Annotated in this window: 15 protein-coding genes; 7 read left to right on the top strand and 8 right to left on the bottom strand. The window is 63.3% G+C overall.

Annotation, left to right across the window (positions count from 1 at the left end; all coding sequences use genetic code 11):
- Positions 1 to 44: 44 nt before the first annotated feature.
- Together DBR44_RS02825 and cyaY are read right to left on the bottom strand one after the other, a co-directional pair.
- Entirely contained in the window at positions 45 to 461 is a 417-nt protein-coding gene (locus tag DBR44_RS02825; protein ID WP_124641843.1) for a YqaA family protein, read from the bottom strand.
- Entirely contained in the window at positions 461 to 781 is a 321-nt protein-coding gene (gene cyaY / locus DBR44_RS02820) for an iron donor protein CyaY (protein ID WP_124641841.1), read from the bottom strand. Before cyaY ends, DBR44_RS02825 begins: the two co-directional genes overlap by 1 nt.
- A gap of 62 nt (positions 782 to 843) precedes the next feature.
- Between cyaY and DBR44_RS19705 the strand changes: the two genes are divergently transcribed.
- From DBR44_RS19705 to DBR44_RS02790, 7 genes are all read left to right on the top strand, one after another.
- A complete protein-coding gene (locus DBR44_RS19705) occupies positions 844 to 987 on the top strand; it encodes a lipoprotein (protein WP_342773774.1) in 144 nt (47 codons plus the stop codon).
- Between the two features lie 179 nt (positions 988 to 1,166).
- Complete coding sequence (locus DBR44_RS02815) at positions 1,167 to 2,267, top strand: histidinol-phosphate transaminase (RefSeq protein ID WP_124641839.1); 1,101 nt, start codon at positions 1,167 to 1,169, stop codon at positions 2,265 to 2,267.
- Between the two features lie 241 nt (positions 2,268 to 2,508).
- Positions 2,509 to 2,862 carry a VOC family protein gene (locus DBR44_RS02810; protein WP_124641837.1) on the top strand — a complete coding sequence of 118 codons (354 nt, stop codon included), beginning with the start codon at positions 2,509 to 2,511 and terminating at the stop codon, positions 2,860 to 2,862.
- A gap of 94 nt (positions 2,863 to 2,956) precedes the next feature.
- Complete coding sequence (locus DBR44_RS02805) at positions 2,957 to 3,223, top strand: helix-hairpin-helix domain-containing protein (protein ID WP_124641835.1); 267 nt, start codon at positions 2,957 to 2,959, stop codon at positions 3,221 to 3,223.
- Entirely contained in the window at positions 3,220 to 3,612 is a 393-nt protein-coding gene (locus DBR44_RS02800; protein WP_124641833.1) for a VOC family protein, read from the top strand. The genes DBR44_RS02805 and DBR44_RS02800 overlap by 4 nt, the downstream gene beginning before the upstream one ends.
- Before the next feature lie 15 nt (positions 3,613 to 3,627).
- A complete protein-coding gene (locus tag DBR44_RS02795; RefSeq protein WP_124641831.1) occupies positions 3,628 to 4,341 on the top strand; it encodes a YafY family protein in 714 nt (237 codons plus the stop codon).
- A gap of 352 nt (positions 4,342 to 4,693) precedes the next feature.
- Positions 4,694 to 5,062 (top strand): CZB domain-containing protein, encoded by a 369-nt coding sequence (locus DBR44_RS02790; protein ID WP_124641829.1) that lies wholly within the window; start codon positions 4,694 to 4,696, stop codon positions 5,060 to 5,062.
- A gap of 15 nt (positions 5,063 to 5,077) precedes the next feature.
- Here the strand turns inward: DBR44_RS02790 and DBR44_RS02785 are convergent, their stop codons facing one another.
- From DBR44_RS02785 to DBR44_RS02760, 6 genes are all read right to left on the bottom strand, one after another.
- Entirely contained in the window at positions 5,078 to 5,896 is an 819-nt protein-coding gene (locus DBR44_RS02785; protein ID WP_233578326.1) for a DUF2145 domain-containing protein, read from the bottom strand.
- Positions 5,883 to 6,341, bottom strand: a complete 459-nt coding sequence (locus tag DBR44_RS02780) for a hypothetical protein (protein ID WP_124641827.1) — start codon at positions 6,339 to 6,341, stop codon at positions 5,883 to 5,885. Before DBR44_RS02780 ends, DBR44_RS02785 begins: the two co-directional genes overlap by 14 nt.
- A gap of 61 nt (positions 6,342 to 6,402) precedes the next feature.
- The gene (locus tag DBR44_RS02775) at positions 6,403 to 9,141 is read right to left on the bottom strand and encodes a DEAD/DEAH box helicase (RefSeq protein WP_124641825.1); all 2,739 of its coding nucleotides are present in this window, start codon (positions 9,139 to 9,141) and stop codon (positions 6,403 to 6,405) included.
- A 332-nt stretch (positions 9,142 to 9,473) separates the two neighbouring features.
- Positions 9,474 to 10,751 (bottom strand): glutamate-1-semialdehyde 2,1-aminomutase, encoded by a 1,278-nt coding sequence (hemL, locus tag DBR44_RS02770; protein ID WP_124641823.1) that lies wholly within the window; start codon positions 10,749 to 10,751, stop codon positions 9,474 to 9,476.
- 145 nt (positions 10,752 to 10,896) lie between these two features.
- Positions 10,897 to 11,367 (bottom strand): CYTH domain-containing protein, encoded by a 471-nt coding sequence (locus DBR44_RS02765; protein WP_124641821.1) that lies wholly within the window; start codon positions 11,365 to 11,367, stop codon positions 10,897 to 10,899.
- A gap of 77 nt (positions 11,368 to 11,444) precedes the next feature.
- Positions 11,445 to 11,861 (bottom strand): CopD family protein, encoded by a 417-nt coding sequence (locus tag DBR44_RS02760; protein ID WP_124641820.1) that lies wholly within the window; start codon positions 11,859 to 11,861, stop codon positions 11,445 to 11,447.
- Positions 11,862 to 11,910 lie beyond the last annotated feature (49 nt).

Raw genomic sequence — 11,910 nt, 5'->3', positions numbered from 1 at the left:
TGTAAACCCTCAGCGCCAGCACATGCCAACCCGCTTGCGCATGATCAGGCATGCAGCGCCGCCAGCACGCCCCAGGCCAGTACCAGATAGCGCACTGCCTTGCCCACGGTCAGCCACAACAGGCTGGGCAACCAGGGCAGGCGCAGCCAGCCGGCGGCCAGCGGTAGGGCATCGCCGATCAGCGGCACCCAGCTGAGCAACAGTACCGCCGGGCCATAGCGCTCAAACCAGCGGCGGATGCGCGGTGACACTTCCTTTTTGGGAGCCACCCGCCCCAGCCACAGGCTGGTGGCACTGCCGGCACTATTGGCCACGGTGGCCAGCAGCAGGGCCGGCCACAGCCAGTCCGGCCATTTGTAAAGAAAGGCTGCCAGCACCACTTCGGAGTTGCCCGGCAGGATGGTGGATGAGGTAAAGGCCGAGACCACCAGCCCGCCCAGCGCCAGCCACACAGCCTGCATCAGATATCCAGCTCCAGCCCCGGCTCGCCACAAGCCTGGGCGATGGCTGTTTTCAGCGTGCTGAAGAACTCGGCACCGTCACGTGCCGCCAGCCACTGGCCATCCTTGAAGGCAAAGTGGTAGCCGCCGCTCTTGGCTGCGATCCATAGTTCCTGATTGGCGGCATGGCGGTTGACCACGATCTTGCCGCCGTCGTCGAATTCGATTTCCAGCACATTGCCATTGCTGACAAAGTCGGCATCCACGCCGGCATCGTCGATGGCATCTTCGATCCGGCTGAAAATGCGGTCGGTCACATCCAGAAATTCGCTCTCGTTCATGTCGTCTCTTCCTTGAATCGCGTGTGCTAGACTCGGGATTTTGCCACACCGGACTGCTTTTTATGCTGCGAACCATGCTGACCTGCCTTGCCCTGAGCCTTGTCGTGACTGCCTGTGGCTATAAAGGCAACCTGTATCTTCCCAAGCCGGACCCAACCCGCAGCCATGCCTCGGCACCGGCGGCAGAGGCCAGACCAGCCCCTTGAGCGGCCCCCTTTACCGGTTTTTACCCCTGGCACAGCAGCGCCGGCCCACGCCAGCGCTACACTGCCGTGCCGCCGGTCTTGGCTGCCTTATCCTGCGGGATGCTATCGTTAGCTGATCTGCTGATTTGTCGCCGCCCCGTCGCCATCTAGAATGTTCTGCTGCAAGGACGAAAGCCGCCATGACCCGTTTTGCCCGCCATCTCGAACACCACACCATCGTCAATCCCTTTCCCGGCATCGTGAAGCTGGAAACGGCGCTGGGGCACCGCATCAAGACCCGCATCGGCTCCAACGAGAGCCTGCCGGATCCGGTATCGCCACTGGCCGGCGAACTGGGCAAGGCGCTGGCGGAAATGGCCAGGCTGTATCCCGACCCCTATGCCCATGCCTTGCGTGAGCGGGCAGCAAAACTCAATGGCGTAAGTGCGGCTGAAGTGCTGTTCGATACTGGCGCCGACAGCCTGATCCTGCTGGCACTGCGCCTCACCTGTAACCCGGGTGAGGCCGTGGTCACCACCGCGGGTACCTATCCTAGCTTCCGCTACTTTGCCGAAGGCGTAGGTGCGCGCGTGCTGGAAGTGCCCTATTGCCAGCGTGGCCAGCACATGCGGCCGGATCTGGCGCGGCTGGCCGAAGTGGCCCGTGCCGAGCATGCCTCGGTGCTGTATCTGGCCAATCCGGACAATCCCACCGGCCATTACTGGCAGGCCGAAGACATCCGCACCCTGCGCGCCGCGCTGCCGCCGCATACCCTGCTGCTGCTGGACGAGGCCTATGTCGATTTCTGCACCGATGCCGCCGATGCCCCGCCCACGGGCATCCTGCCGCACACCTTGCGCCTGCGCACCCTGTCCAAGGCCTATGCACTGGCCGGGCTGCGCGTGGGCTATGCCATCGCCAGTGCCGACATCATCGCCAAGGCCGACCAGATCCGTCCGCAATATGCGCTGTCCAGCATTGCCCAGGCCGCGGCGCAAATCGTGCTGGATGACCCGGACTACTCGCGCAAGCTGGTGGCGCAAACCATCACCCTGCGTCATCACCTGAGCCATGCCTTGTACGATCAGGGCCTGACGCCGCTGCCCTCGCACACCAATTTCGTCTGTGTGGCCTACCCGGATGCGCTGCAGGCCGAGGCCATCCAGCGCCATCTCCTGCAATGCGGCATTGCCATCCACCGTCCGCAACACCCGGCCGTGCGCCACATGCTGCGCATCACCGCCCACCCGCAGGCCACCAGCGCCCGCGTACTGGCCGCCCTGGCCGGCCAGCTGGACTAGGCACGGCTAACAAAAACCCTGTTGCAGCTCCTTGCCCTGGGGACGCTACGCTTTTGTTAGCCGCTCCAAGCAGCGGATCAGACAGGCTCCGGGCAGCACCACCGACCACCGCGTTTGCCGACCGGTGGTTTTTTTGCATCCACAGCCCACCATGCCACCAGCTACTGACAATATGCTGTCAGCAGGGGGCGCGCATGCTGTGAACACGGCAACCCCGCCGTAGCCCTTTTCGGAGCCATCCATGTCGCTGATTCACTGGTTTGAAATCCCCGCCGCCAACTTTGACCGCGCCGTTGCCTTTTATCAGCAGGTATTGCAGCTGCAACTGAAGCAGGAAGACTGCATGACTGATCACATCGCGGTGTTTCCCGACAGCTCCGGCTGCATCATGGCCAGCCCGCGCCTGCCGGCCGGTGGTCAGGGTTGTCAAATCTACTTGGATGGCGGGCCGGATCTGGCTGCCACGCTGCAGCGGGTAAAAACCGCTGGCGGCAAGGTGCTGCTGCCCATCTCCACGCTGGAAGACGGCAATGGCGATATCGCACTGATAGAAGATAGCGAAGGCAATAGCATCGGCCTGCATGTGGAACCCTGAGGCAGGCCAGTCCGCTAGCGGATATCATGCTCATTCCAGCTTGGCTGGCAGTCGCCACACGCCACTTGCCGGCCAGCACAACCGGAGCCGCTCCATGCCGTTTTCCGCACAGGAACGCCAGCAAATGCTGGCACTCAAAGGGGTTGGCCCCACGGTGATCACCCGGCTGGAACAGCTAGGCTTTAGCAGTCTGAGCCAGCTGGCTGGCCAGGAAGCCGCCGACATCACCTGGCAAGTGGCGCAAGCCCTTGGCTCCAGCTGCTGGCATAACAGCCCGCAGGCACGGCAGGCCATCGCCAACGTCATCGCACTGGCGCAGGAGCAGCAGCCCCGCGCCACAGCAGGAAAGGAAGCAGGATGAAATTTGCCTACACCATTGTTTATGTGGCCGATGTCGCCAGCTCGCTGGCCTTTTTTGAAGAGGCATTCGGCTTTTCCCGGCGCTTTCTCACGCCGGAAGGCGACTATGGCGAGCTGGACACCGGCGACACCACCCTGTCCTTTGCCAGCAAGTCACTGGCCCTGAGCAATCATCCCGAGGGCTTTCGCTTTGCCGATGCTGGCGCGCTGCCGCTTGGTGTGGAAATTGCCCTGGCTACCGATGATGTGACAGCGGCGCATCAGGCGGCACTGGCTGCCGGTGCCAGCGAGCTGGCTGCGCCGCAGGTCAAACCCTGGGGCCAGACCGTGTCTTTCCTGCGCTGCCCGGACGGCATGCTGCTGGAGTTGTGCAGCCCGCTGCCGCACTAAAGCAGGACCCGCACCATGCGCCGTGCCGACCGTCTACTGCAAATCCTCCACCTGCTGCGCGGCCGCCGCCGCACCACGGCAGCCCAACTGGCCGCCTGGCTGGAAGTGTCGGTACGCACGGTCTACCGCGACATGGCCGACTTGCTCGGCAGTGGTGCGCCAGTCAATGGCGAGCCGGGGGAGGGCTACTGGCTGGAACAGGGCTTTAGCCCGCCGCCATTGAGCTTTTCTGCTGCGGAACTGGCGGCACTGGAAGTGGGTGCGCGCATGCTGGCCGGCTGGACCGACCCCGCCACCGCCAGCGCAGCAGCCGGCGCACTGGCCAAGATTCACGCGGTGCTGGGCTCGGCCGGGCTGACGCCGGCACCACTGTTTGTGCCGCAGCATCACGACTATCCCTGCGAGCGGCTGGCACCATTGCGCGAGGCGATACTGTCCGGCCAGGCGCTGGCCATCGACTATCAGGATGAACTAGGCCACGCCAGCCAGCGTTGCGTATTGCCACTGGGCCTGTTTTTCTGGGGCAATCGCTGGACGCTGGCGGCCTGGTGTCTGCTGCGCCAGGACTATCGTCATTTCCGCATCGACCGTCTGCAACAATGGCAGCCGGTCACGGCCGCCTGGCCGCCACACATTTCCCTGGATGGCTTTTTGCAGGCCGCGCAGGCCGGCGAGGCCAATCGCCGGCAGCTGGCCCAGACCACCCATCAGTCCTGGCACCGCAGCTAGGGCCTGTTAACGCTATTTTTTTCACGGCGGCGGATGTTGAGGGGATGCAATGCACGAAAAACCGCGCGCCGCAGGGCATTCCCTGCCAGCGCGGTTTGACAAGGCAGTGCGCCGCTCAACATCCGCCCCGCAGGGCAGGCCCGACCAGCTTGCCACTGCCGCGTTGTCGGATTTGCGCTTGGGGCCACCAAGCGCGGCACCCTCCGCCTTGCATTGACAACCTTTCAGGGCCTGCGCCGCAGAAAACATAGTGTTAACAGGCCCTGGTGGCTTGCCGCATGACAATTCCCATCACGCCAGCAGTGGCTGGCTATAGTAAGAACTCGGGAGAAGTGTCGTCGGGGAAATAGGCATGAATCTAGAAGATGCCCTGCTGCTGCATTTCGAATTGAAGCTGGAACTACGCACGGCCATGCTGGAGGGCAGGCAGCTGGATGCCGCGCAGATTGGCGACTGTTGTGGCTGCGAGCTGGGCCGCTGGCTAGATGGCGAGGGCCGGGTCAATTGCGGCCACACCAGCGTGTTTGTACAGCTGGTGGAAAACCACCGCCAATTCCATCTGGAAGCCGCGCGCGTGGCCGAACTGATCAACCAGGGCCAGTTCGATGCCGCGCGCGAGGCCTTGGCGGTGGGGCCATCCCGCTACAGCCAGCTGTCCTCTGCCGTGGGCAGCGGCATTGCCGAACTGCGCAAGCGGCTGTTACAGCAGTTCAGCCACTAAGGCAGTAGGGCAGGCTCAGAAGCGGCGCGCTTGCGGGCCAGGCAGCTCGATGATTTTCCAGCCTTCATTGCGTTCATCGAAAAAGTGGATGATGGAATCCACCGAAACCGTCTGGATGCGGTCGTTATAACGCAATTCGTTAGGATGATCGTCAAATGCCACATTGGCCTTGAACATGCGGCCACCCAGTCGGGTCATCGGGCCGATATTCATTTCGCTTGGCTGATATCCGTTCAGCTTCAGCCACATCTGCGCCTGCTCACGGCTGTTGATGCGTGTTTCGGTCGTGGAAGCAGCGGCCAGCGTTTCCAGTACCCAGGTATTGGAATTTTCGTAGCGAGTGGAGAAGGGATAGGCCACCATGTTGTAGCGCGTCGTGTGCAGGGTGCGCAAAGGACGGCCGGCCCGCAAGTTTGGCAACAGGCGCTCAACGACTGCGGGCGGCGGAACCAGCAGCACCGCATCGAAGCGGAACATATCGTCGAGGAAGAAATTGCCCAGGCCCTCGTACCACAAGTCGGAACGATCCGTGCCGCACTCGTTCAGCAAGTGTGCCACCCGCCAGCGCCCACCGGTTTCCGGGCGGAACATGATGCCAAAATGTGTATAGCGCAGGCCGTATTTGGACAGGTCCTGCCCCATGCGCCCCACCACCACCACATTGCTGTCCACCTCATTGAGCTTGGTCTGCAACTGTTCGGCAGTCTGCATGGCCAGCCGGAAGGTTTCCGGCGTCAGCGGTTTTTCTTCACATGCCTGGCCGGCATGGGCCAGCAAAGGCAGGCAGCACGCCGCTACCAGCAGCCATTTCAAGCAAGTTTCACGACGGGACACGGCTATGCTCCAGCAGGGCTTCGCCCAGCTTGTTGGGGATAAAGGCCAGCACCTTGCCAGACACCACCAGCAGGGTACCGCTGGCCGTGGCGGTGACCTGTACCGCACTGCCGATGGCCGCGCCGGAAGCCTTGACCGTGCTGCGCGACAATTCCACCAATAATTTGGCCCCGCCCTGCACCGACTCCAGCGTCAGCTTGATGACATCGCCCGAGCCTTCAACCAGGCCAACAATCACATAGCCACTGCCGGTCACCGCCAGCACCGGCCCCAAGACCGATTCGCCACGTCCGGTGGCACTGCCGGCGATGCTGACCACCGGCGCGGCCACCACCGACACGGCACCTACCGAAATTTTCTCGGACGCGGTATTGGTCAGCGAATCGGCCAAGGCCGATCCGGCCAGCGCCGCCAATACGCTGGCAAACAATAATCTACTCAACATTTTATTATTCCAAATAGATACGAATTTGGATATTCACATAGGATGTTGAGCAAAACAAGCGTCAGTAGTCCTGCAACAAGGCCAGCAAAGCCTCGCCATCCAGCTGGGCCGCCATGTCGCCGCCTTCCAGCAGGCTGTCGGCCAGCGCACGTTTTTCCGCATGCAGGGCGACGATTTTTTCCTCGATGGTGTTTTCCGCCACCAGCCGGTACACGGTAACCGGCCGCTGCTGGCCCATGCGGTAGGCGCGGTCGCTGGCCTGGTCTTCCACCGCAGGATTCCACCACGGGTCCAGGTGGATCACATAGTCGGCCGCCGTCAGGTTGAGGCCGGTGCCACCGGCTTTCAGGCTGATCAGGAAGACATCACCCTCGCCAGCCTGAAAGGCATCCATGCGCGCCTTGCGCTGCTTGCCCGGCGTGGCGCCATCCAGATACTGGTAGGCAATGCCCTGCGCATCCAGCCATTGCCGCGCCAGTGCCAGATGATCGACAAACTGGCTGAACACCAGCGCCTTGTGGCCGTTGTCCAGCAGCTCGCCCAGCAGTTGGCAGAACACGGCAAACTTGCTGGCGGGCAGGGCGGTGTCCGGCTGCAGCAGGGCGGGGTGGCAGCAGAAGCGGCGCAAGCGGGTCAGCTCGGCCAGCACCTGCATGGTCTTCTTGTCCTGGCTGTCGACCTCGGCCAGTTTTTGCAGCGCCTGCTGGCGCATGGCCTCGTACACGTGCAGCTCCTGCTCGGACAGGGGAATGCGGCGGGTGATGTCGGTGCGCGGCGGCAGCTCGGTCAGCACCTGCGCCTTGGTACGGCGCAAGAGATAGGGCTGGATCATGGCCTTGAGCGTGGCGCGGGCCTCTTCATCCCCCTCGGTAATCGGCTGGACAAAGCGCTGCTGGAAGCGCTCCTCATTACCCAGCAGGCCGGGAGTGACGAAGCGGAACAGGCTCCACAGCTCGCCCAGATGGTTTTCCACCGGCGTGCCACTGGCGGCCAGGCGGAAATCCGCCCGCAGGCTTTGCGCGGCCTGGGCGCGCTTGGTGCTGGCATTCTTGATGGCCTGCGCCTCGTCCAGCACCACGCTGGCCCAGTGCACGGCGGCAAACTGTTCGCCCTGCAATTGCAGCAGGCCGTAGCTGGCAATCACCAGATCCTGCGGCCCGACTGTGGATAAGTCGCGTTGCTGTTGATAAGGGCGCAAGCGCAGGCTGGGAGCGAAGCGGGCGGCCTCGGCCAGCCAGTTGAGCGCCACCGAGGTGGGGGCCACCACCAGTTGCGGCCCGAGATGGGCGCGGTCCAGCAGCAGCGCCAGCGTCTGCACCGTCTTGCCCAGCCCCATGTCGTCGGCCAGACAGGCCCCGGCCCCGATATGCGCCAGCCGCGCCAGCCAGGCAAAGCCTTGCAACTGATAGGGCCGCAAGTTGGCCTGCAAGCTGGCCGGCACTTGCGGGGCATAGTCGCGCAGGCTGTCCCAAGCCGCCAGCCGCTGCTGCCAGTCGGCATCGCCGGCAAAGCTGCCGATCTGCTCACCCAACGCAGCCAGCGCAGGCGCACTGAGCAGACTCAGCCGCAGGCCGCCGGGCACGGCGTGGTCGGCCAGCAGCGCCAGCTGTTGCAGCCGGGCAGCCAGGCTGTCGGACAAGGCCAGCCAGTCCTGCTCGGACAGGCGCAGATACTGGCCGGGCTGATTGGCCAGCGCCTCCAGCAGCTGGCGCAGCTGCAGCACACGGTCTTCGTCCACCTGTACTTCGCCGGTCACTTCCAGCCAGCCATGCTTGCGCTGCACCTTCAGCCGCAGCTGGGGCAGGCCGGCCTTGCTCTGGATGCGCAGGCGCTGGCCTTGCGGCCAGACGCACTCCAGCCGCAGCGGGGCGATGGCTTGCAGCTGTTCGACAATGCCCAGCGCCTGGCCATGATCGGCCAGCAGCCATTCCAGCACCCCGTCGGGGTCGGACCGGGCCGCCGCCAGCGCCGGGCAATCTGCCAGTAAGGCTGCCAGCGCCTGTTTTTCCTGCTGCAACTGGCGTTGAAACTGAATGGGCTGGCCCTGTTCCAGCGCCACCTGCTGCCATGGTCCGCGCCCCGGCGGATACCAGGCGGCATGCTCGGCCACCCGGCAGCGCAGTTGCAGGCGCAGGCCTTCCGGCAGCGGCACCAGCACGGCAAACAGCCGGCTATCGGCCGGGCAGGTGGGCAGGTCATCGCCATAGTCGGCATCCACCAGCTCGATCGGCAGCCACGGCACCATGTCGCCAATGGCCTCCAGCAGTTTTTTGCGCGCCGCCAGTGGCACGGTCAGGCTGTGACCAAGCAAGGCTGCCAGCTGGCGAATCTCCGGCCCCGGCCAGTACACCAGCAGGCTATTGGCGCCACTGTGCTGCCACAAACAGTGCTGACAGGCGGCGATACCCGGCGGACTTAACTGCAACAGCAATTGCTGCTGCTGGCGCTGCATCAGCAGGCTGACCTGCCCGGCTTCCAGCGTGAGGGGCTGATCTGGCGCGTCTTCCCGGAACAAGGCGGGATGGCCCAGCAGCAGGGGCAGGGCTGCTTCTCCCTCCAGCTCGGCCAGACTGCTGCCATCCGCCAGTTGATGGGTGCGCTCAAGCTGGCTGATCACCAGCCTGTCCTGTGCGCTCAGCCAGTCCCACTGGTCGGCCTGATCCAGCAAGCGCCCCAGCGGCAGCACCCGGCCCCGGCTCCAGCCGGACTCGCTCTGCTGCTGCAGGCAGGGGGTAAGGCGGATGCCGGCTTCATTGGCCAGAATGCGCCAGGCCAGGCGCTGGGAGGGGATGGGATTCATGGGGTGATAACAAGATGGCACAGCCCGCTATTGTGCCTCAGCTGTCGGCAGGCAGCAGTGGTGATGGCGGTATCAGACCACGGGTGAAGCATGGGGCCATGTGGCCGGGAAATGAAAACAGCCGCCCACAGGCGGCTGTCCAGGCTGCTGACAAAGTTATTTGGTGCGATTGCACTGGACCCGGCAAAGCCGGGCCTTCCAACTAACTGCTTGATTCCGCAGCCTTCCCATCTATTCCCTATCCCCCCGCCCTTGCCCTAACTATTGAAGAAGGGGGCCTCGCTTTCTTTTCAGAAAGCGAGAGAGGGTTTGTCAATAACCTGAACAGCCGCTCAGATGCGGGCCAGGGCGCGGCGGGCGGCGGCGATGGTCTGCTCGATGATTTCGTCGGTATGGGCAATGGAGACAAAACCGGCCTCGTAGGCCGACGGGGCCAGGTACACGCCTTCTTCCAGCATGGCGTGGAAGAAGCGGTTGAAGCGGGCGCGGTCGGAAGCGGTCACCTCGGCATAGCTGCTAGGCACGGCATCGCAAAAATAGATGCCGAACATGCCGCCCACGCTGTCGGTGGCCATCGGCACACCGGCTTCTTTGGCCGCTTCGGCCAGGCCTTGGGCCAAGCGGGCGGTGCGGCGGCTGAGGGTGGCGTGGAAGCCCGGTTCCTGAATCAGCTTGAGCGTGGTCAGGCCGGCAGCCACGGCCACCGGGTTGCCGGACAGGGTGCCGGCCTGGTAGACATTACCCAGCGGCGAGATGCAGCCCATGATGTCGGCGCGGCCACCAAAGGCCGCCAGCGGCATGCCGCCGCCAATCACCTTGCCCAGTGTGGTGAGGTCGGGCTTGATGCCGTGCAGCGCCTGGGCGCAGCCCAGATCAACACGGAAGCCGGTCATCACTTCGTCGTAGATCAGCACCGTGCCGTGTTTTTCGGTGAGGGCGCGCAGGGTTTGCACGAATTCGGCCGAGGGCTTGATCAGGTTCATATTGCCGGCAATCGGCTCCAGGATGACGCAGGCGATCTGGTCGCCGATTTCCTGGAAGGTGCGTTCCAGCTGCTCGACGTTGTTGTACTCCAGCACCAGGGTGTGCTTGGTGAAGTCGGCCGGCACGCCACCGGAAGAGGGGTTGCCAAAGGTCAGCAGGCCGGAACCGGCCTTGACCAGCAGGCTGTCGGAGTGGCCGTGGTAGCAGCCTTCGAACTTGACGATGGCGTCACGGCCGGTAAAGCCACGGGCCAGACGGATGGCGCTCATGGTGGCTTCGGTGCCGGACGATACCAGGCGCACTTGCTCGACCGAGGGCAGCAGCTTGCAGATTTCTTCGGCGATATCCAGTTCGGCTTCGGTAGGCGCGCCAAAGGACAGGCCGTCCACGGCGGCATCCTGTACCGCCTTGATCACGGTGGGGTGGGCATGGCCGACGATGGCCGGGCCCCAGGAGCCGATGTAGTCGATGTACTGTTTGTCGTCGGCATCCCAGAAGTGTGCGCCCAGGGCCTTTTTGACGAAACGCGGCGTGCCGCCTACCGAGCCGAAGGCGCGTACCGGCGAATTGACGCCGCCGGGGATGGTTTTCTTGCCACGTTCAAACAGTTCGAGATTGCGGGACATGCTGTTTCCTTATGACGGGTAGGGCGCAAACCGTGTGGTTTGCTGCCTGAATCGGGTTTGCCGGCGCGGCAGGTTATGGACCGCAGTTAATCCATGCAGGCAAAAGCGTTATTTTTCCACAGCCGGGCCGGCCGGTGTTGGCATTTCACTGCTGCGCCCAGCTGGTGTAAGGGTTCTTGGACAGATAGGCATTGGTATAGCGGCCGTCCTGTGTCACTTCCGCACCGACCCAGTGCGGTTTTTCAAACGGCGTGTCTTCGGCGGGCAGTTCGATTTCGGCCAACACCAGCCCGGCATTCTCGCCGAAAAACTCGTCGACTTCCCAGACATAGCCGCCAAACTCGATGCGGTGGCGCAGCTTGTCCACCACCATCGGGCACATGGCGTCCATGATAGTTTGGGCATCGGCCAGCGGGATGGCGTATTCGAATTCATGGCGGCTGATGTCGCTGATATTGCCCTTGAGAGTGAGCCAGGCCTGATCGCCGACAATGCGCACGCGCACGGTGCGTTCCTTTTCCACCGACAGATAACCCTGGCGGTATTGCACGCCCTCGGCCAAACCGCGCCAGTCATTGTTGGTAATGACAAAGCGGCGTTCGATTTCCAGTCCCATGCTGTTGTTTCCCGTTCAGGGCGGTTTGCCCTGCATTCATTCATAAGCTCAGTGCAGCGCCACGCGCCGCGCCAACATCAAAACGGCTTCACCACCACCAGAATCACCACCGCGCACAAGGCCAGCACTGGGATTTCATTGAAATAGCGATACCAGACATGGCTGTGGCGATTGGCCGCAGCGACAAAGTCGCGGTACAGCTTGCCGCAGTACAGGTGGTAGGCAATCAGCAGCGCCACCAGGGTGAGCTTGGCATGCAGCCAGCCGCCGCCAATGCCAAAGCCCTGCCACAGCCACATGCCCAGCACCAGGGCCAGCACCGCCAGCGGCGTCATGAAGCGGTAGAGCTTGCGTGCCATCAGCAGCAGGCGGTCGTATTCTGCCCCCGGCGCAGCCATGGCCAGGTTGACGAAGATGCGCGGCAGGTAAAACAAGCCGGCAAACCACGAGGTGACAAAGATGATGTGGAAGGCCTTGAGATAGAGATACGCCATTCAGACTCCGTTCAGACTTCGTTGCATGCAGGCTGTTTCACGTGAAACG

Origin of the sequence: Aquitalea sp. FJL05, from assembly GCF_003852595.1 — a bacterium.
Lineage (GTDB): Bacteria > Pseudomonadota > Gammaproteobacteria > Burkholderiales > Chromobacteriaceae > Aquitalea > Aquitalea aquatilis.
This window is presented reverse-complemented; position numbering and strand designations above follow the sequence as displayed.

Bases quoted from the DNA above. Each gene is read 5' to 3' on its own strand.
- DBR44_RS02775 (WP_124641825.1), bottom strand. From the start codon at position 9,141: ATGAATCCCATCCCCTCCCAGCGCCTGGCCTGGCGCATTCTGGCCAAT.
- hemL (WP_124641823.1), bottom strand. From the start codon at position 10,751: ATGTCCCGCAATCTCGAACTGTTTGAACGTGGCAAGAAAACCATCCCC.
- DBR44_RS02810 (WP_124641837.1), top strand. From the start codon at position 2,509: ATGTCGCTGATTCACTGGTTTGAAATCCCCGCCGCCAACTTTGACCGC.
- DBR44_RS02795 (WP_124641831.1), top strand. From the start codon at position 3,628: ATGCGCCGTGCCGACCGTCTACTGCAAATCCTCCACCTGCTGCGCGGC.
- DBR44_RS02765 (WP_124641821.1), bottom strand. From the start codon at position 11,367: ATGGGACTGGAAATCGAACGCCGCTTTGTCATTACCAACAATGACTGG.
- DBR44_RS02805 (WP_124641835.1), top strand. From the start codon at position 2,957: ATGCCGTTTTCCGCACAGGAACGCCAGCAAATGCTGGCACTCAAAGGG.
- DBR44_RS02760 (WP_124641820.1), bottom strand. From the start codon at position 11,861: ATGGCGTATCTCTATCTCAAGGCCTTCCACATCATCTTTGTCACCTCG.
- cyaY (WP_124641841.1), bottom strand. From the start codon at position 781: ATGAACGAGAGCGAATTTCTGGATGTGACCGACCGCATTTTCAGCCGG.
- DBR44_RS19705 (WP_342773774.1), top strand. From the start codon at position 844: ATGCTGCGAACCATGCTGACCTGCCTTGCCCTGAGCCTTGTCGTGACT.
- DBR44_RS02825 (WP_124641843.1), bottom strand. From the start codon at position 461: ATGCAGGCTGTGTGGCTGGCGCTGGGCGGGCTGGTGGTCTCGGCCTTT.
- DBR44_RS02790 (WP_124641829.1), top strand. From the start codon at position 4,694: ATGAATCTAGAAGATGCCCTGCTGCTGCATTTCGAATTGAAGCTGGAA.
- DBR44_RS02780 (WP_124641827.1), bottom strand. From the start codon at position 6,341: ATGTTGAGTAGATTATTGTTTGCCAGCGTATTGGCGGCGCTGGCCGGA.
- DBR44_RS02815 (WP_124641839.1), top strand. From the start codon at position 1,167: ATGACCCGTTTTGCCCGCCATCTCGAACACCACACCATCGTCAATCCC.
- DBR44_RS02800 (WP_124641833.1), top strand. From the start codon at position 3,220: ATGAAATTTGCCTACACCATTGTTTATGTGGCCGATGTCGCCAGCTCG.